The sequence below is a fragment of the Vibrio sp. 10N.222.48.A3 genome, assembly GCF_041475345.1.
GTDB classification, from domain to species: Bacteria; Pseudomonadota; Gammaproteobacteria; order Enterobacterales; family Vibrionaceae; genus Vibrio; species Vibrio tasmaniensis_A.
The window spans coordinates 1-3,842 of sequence record NZ_JBFRVX010000812.1 but is presented as its reverse complement, the minus strand read 5'-3'; the positions used below and the strand labels follow the sequence as shown (position 1 = coordinate 3,842).

Sequence of the window (3,842 nt, the reverse complement as noted above, 5' to 3'; positions counted from 1 at the left end):
TACTGTGATTGGTATTAGCTCATTATGGTTTTATCCAAAACGAAATGCACCCGTCTAAGTTGGAGGCATGAACCTAATAAATAGGTACACCTTTCCAAGTTAAACGAGTGTGTTTTCATTCTCTCTCATCCGGACTATGACCGTCGGCTCTGGCATCTCACCAGATCTGCTGACCTCGACGAATCGAGCGCTCGCGGGCTTATCTTTAGATTTTGCTAAGGACATACCGCCGGTGGGGAATTTCGCCCCGCCCTGAGAATAAAAATTAATAATCTATTTTGCTTTGAAAGCAGACCAGATGGTAATCCTTTCAATAGTGGATTTAAAGGACTGACAGCAAAGTTTTTCAGATTCCGGCCTTATAGTCGGGTAAGTGTTCACTTTATCAGCAGAACGTGTCCGGCAGTCTTTAGTGGGATAAGACCTTTGAATCAGCTGGTTTGAGTGGTCTTTGTTGCTCTATGAACATAAGTGGATGTCGAACATTGTTGATGCTGGCGTGGCTGTTCACCGAATCAATACTCAAGAGGTTCATCAATCGAACATTGTTAGACCATGACGGCTTAATGACCGTTTTGACATAAAATTGATATTGGCAGTGCTAAGCTGCGCTAGCATCCATCCACTTTATCCAAAAGATTTTAGTCATGACATCTCCGTTCTCTAACAAATCCAAAGGCTTATTACTGCTCGTTTTAAGTTTGTCTTCTCTCGTACCGTTTTTGATCTTTGGATCTAATTTTGACCTTGGGGCTGCGGTTTCGCCTTTCCAAGGCGCCTTCATAACGTTTGTGACTTACTCGGCGGGTAATCAAGGATTCTTGGTAACGCTAGCTGTTTTGTCTTTGGTATTGCTCAAGATGAAATTTTCCAAAGCTAAGCTCGTCAGCCTTTGTCTGCAGCTCGGCTTGTTGTTGGTTCTCAGCTTTGCAGCAAAAACTTTCTTAAAGCATTCTACAGAAAGCCCGCGTCCTTATTCTGAGTATTTGGTGACGCAAGAAGTCGTTGAAATGCCAGAGCTGTTTTACGAACTGCCATTGCTAGAAAAGAACGCAGCGATTGCATCTGTGCAAGACAAGGTGAGTGAGTGGCGAACACGTCATTGGCTAGGTGAGACTGACTATTCTTTCCCATCTGGGCACATGATTTTCGTTGGCGTGTGTCTGGCGTTCTTTGGCGGCTTGTTCCTAGAAGCGAAACGTTTTTACTTAGTCGGCGGTTTGCTAGTTTGGGCTGGTGGCGTTGCTTATAGTCGTGTTTGGCTTGGTATGCACCGCCCTGAAGACTTAGCTGCGTCTATCGCCTTTGCCGGTTTGATTTACCTATTGGTGCCACTGATTCCGACGCAAAGAATAGAACTTTTGTTACCGATGTTTCTAAGAGATCGCAAATGAGTAATAAACTTGCCTAGAAGAGCTCTGGTGGGGCTTTTGAAAGAGAGGAATAAAAAACCGCCTTCGGAGAAGGCGGCTATTTTAAACGATGACTGCTATTGAAAAACTATAGACGCTATTTGAAACCATAACCGCGACACACTACAAGTTTCATTTTAACTAACTGTTTTAGTATGAATTAACGCAGTTTAAACATACCAACCATTGATGCCAGTCGTTCGTTTACTTGGGAGATATTGTTGGTTTGCACCAAAGCTTGATCTCCATTTTTGTTGAGTTCATTTACAATGTCACTCAGAGCCACCATGTTACGACTAATTTCCTGAGTTACGCTGCTTTGCTCTTCTGCGGCCGTTGCAATTTGAATGCTTAGGTCATTGATACCCGTTACTTGTGACGTTAGCTCATTTAAGCTGCTGCCCACTTTCTCTGTGTTATTAAATGTTTCGTCACAAGTCCCTTTCGTCTTATTCATAGACTCTTCAACATTCTTGTTCACTGAAAGCAAACGAGTCAGCGCTTGTTCAATCTGTTGTGTACTCGCTTGTGTTCGACTCGCTAAGGCTCTCACTTCATCAGCTACTACTGCAAACCCACGACCTTGCTCGCCCGCTCGTGCGGCTTCAATCGCTGCATTTAACGCTAACAAATTGGTTTGTTCGGCAACGGATTTAATCACATCAATCACACTGTTAATGTTGTTGCTACTTTCGTGTAGATGAGTGATTTTTTCAGCGAGGCCGTTAATCTCAGAAGCCAAGGTTTCTATCGACTCATAGGATTGTTGGACCGTGCTTAAACCTTGCTGTGATTGTTCATCAGCGATCTTCGCTGAGCTTGCCGTTTGCTGTGTTTTAGCCGCGACTTCATTCACCGTCGCTGATAGCTCTTCTGTTGCTGTCGCAATCAAGCCAATCTGGTCTTGCTGTTCAACTAAGGTGCTTGAGTTGTATTGGCAAGTTTGCGCCGTCTCTTCTGCTGCTGAAGCAAGTGTCAGGCTAGATTGAGATAGGTTATCGATAACTTGAGAAAACTTCTCTAATGTTTCATTAAGCGACGATGAGATTTGACCCAGCTCGCTATTACCTTCGTAAGTCGCACGAACGGTTAAGTCATTGTCATTTCGGACTTTAGAAAGCACTCGCGTTAGATCTTTAACTCGAGTCGTTAAATCAGTAATGGCTTTGAAGCTAACAAAAGTTGCGAACAAAGTGATCACAACAAACATCACAATGCTGCCCATCATTGCTGATTGAGCTTGCTGAGTTTTCTGATCCGTCAGTGTAATAAGAGACTCTGCTAACTGATTTTCAGTCTTCTTCAGCTGAACAATTCGTGCCGTCGATTGAGCAAACCAATAAACAGGATCGACATCAAAACCACTCATTTTCGATTCAGCCACATCACGAAGTTTTTCCACTTCAGCCACCGAGCGATCATTCAGTTGTTGTTTAAAGAAATCAACGTTATCTGGGTTACCAAAAACTTCAAAGTTCGCAAAATATGTATTTTGCTCGGTTACCAAAGAGATGAATTTAACCAGCATACCCGGGCCAAATTCATTTTTAGAAAAGGTGTTGTTGAGAACCGCACGTTCGATACCCGCACGCTCCTTGCCTTGTAGAAAGTTATAGTAGGCGATGGTTTCTGTCGTGATGGTAGCATCAGTACTTAGCTCAGCAATTAATGCAGATACACTCAATAACTTAGCATTAAGTTTGGTGTAGTAGCCTAATGCTTCAGAAAGCGGAATTGATTGAGAATCCACTCTATTGCGAATCGAAGTAATTTGGTTGAGACTTTGGCTGATTTCAGTATTCAGACGCGCGATCTGCGATAAGCCGATTTCTTCAGACTGCCAGTACTCGGTTCTTTGATTGCGTTTGCTGTCTGCGTTAATTCTTTGTGCTTTTAGCTCACTGCCAAACTTGTTTCCCTGTGACCCGATAAAACCAGCCGTCATACCACGCTCTTTCTGTAACTCGTGCACCAACTCACTGTACACAACCGACAAACGCGTAAGTTGGTTTAATGACGACATTTCACTGGTGGTTTCTACGCCTTTTGAAATGGCAGAAACACTAAGCCATAAAAACCCTAAGATCGGTAAGATAAGCAAAGCGATGATTTTTTGCTTAAATGACATATCGGTTAAATTCATTATTATTTCCCTAACAACTAACAAATCTTCTCAGTCATCGAATTTGGCTTCCTTCTAACGGGTGCGCCTTAATTGTGACTCTATAATTATTCAAGCTGACCTATGTAAACCATGACCTAACTACACAGTTCAGCGCAGAGGACGTTAACATTTAACCTTATAAAACTCATTGGTTTATGAATAAAACTGTTAACTATCTGACTTAACCAGACGAAAAATACGTGTAACAACATTTCTCTGACGCAGTGACTAAAAATTGACACGCACTGCATAATCACAAAGTGGTA

Annotated in this window: 2 protein-coding genes and 1 riboswitch; of the genes, one reads left to right on the top strand and one right to left on the bottom strand. The window is 42.6% G+C overall.

Annotation, left to right across the window (positions count from 1 at the left end; translation table 11 throughout):
- Window positions 1-113 precede the first annotated feature (113 nt).
- Window positions 114-264: riboswitch (FMN riboswitch) on the bottom strand.
- Window positions 265-647: 383 nt separating this feature from the next.
- Window positions 648-1,394: a phosphatase PAP2 family protein gene (locus tag AB4653_RS20090; RefSeq protein ID WP_102258230.1), complete on the top strand. Its 747-nt coding sequence runs from the start codon at window positions 648-650 to the stop codon at window positions 1,392-1,394.
- A gap of 178 nt (window positions 1,395-1,572) precedes the next feature.
- Here the strand turns inward: AB4653_RS20090 and AB4653_RS20085 are convergent, their stop codons facing one another.
- Entirely contained in the window at window positions 1,573-3,555 is a 1,983-nt protein-coding gene (locus AB4653_RS20085) for a methyl-accepting chemotaxis protein (RefSeq protein WP_372105151.1), read from the bottom strand.
- Between the last annotated feature and the right edge of the window lie 287 nt (window positions 3,556-3,842).

Coding starts and splice junctions, on each gene's coding strand:
- AB4653_RS20085 (WP_372105151.1), bottom strand. CDS start 3,555: ATGAATTTAACCGATATGTCATTTAAGCAAAAAATCATCGCTTTGCTT.
- AB4653_RS20090 (WP_102258230.1), top strand. CDS start 648: ATGACATCTCCGTTCTCTAACAAATCCAAAGGCTTATTACTGCTCGTT.